At 48.2% G+C, this 218-nt stretch carries 1 tRNA gene; it reads left to right on the top strand.

The annotated features are described in order from the left end of the window. Nucleotides 1-10 precede the first annotated feature (10 nt). Nucleotides 11-87 (top strand) — tRNA-Arg (locus tag M9827_RS27680). The last annotated feature ends 131 nt before the right edge of the window (nt 88-218 follow it).

Genomic DNA, 218 nt, shown 5'->3' with positions numbered 1-218 from the left:
AAACACAAATGCACTCGTAGCTCAGCTGGATAGAGTACTCGGCTACGAACCGAGCGGTCACAGGTTCGAATCCTGTCGAGTGCACCATTTAAGAGTTAGTTGCAGCAATGTGAATAACTTAGTTTCAGCCAGTTGTGGTCTGGTCTAAAAACACAAATGCACTCGTAGCTCAGCTGGATAGAGTACTCGGCTACGAACCGAGCGGTCACAGGTTCGAA

The sequence above is a fragment of the Pseudomonas sp. AKS31 genome, from assembly GCF_023634765.1.
Classification (GTDB): Bacteria; Pseudomonadota; Gammaproteobacteria; order Pseudomonadales; family Pseudomonadaceae; genus Aquipseudomonas.
Note: the sequence above shows the minus strand (reverse complement) of the source record. Positions and strands in the feature narration are given on the sequence as shown.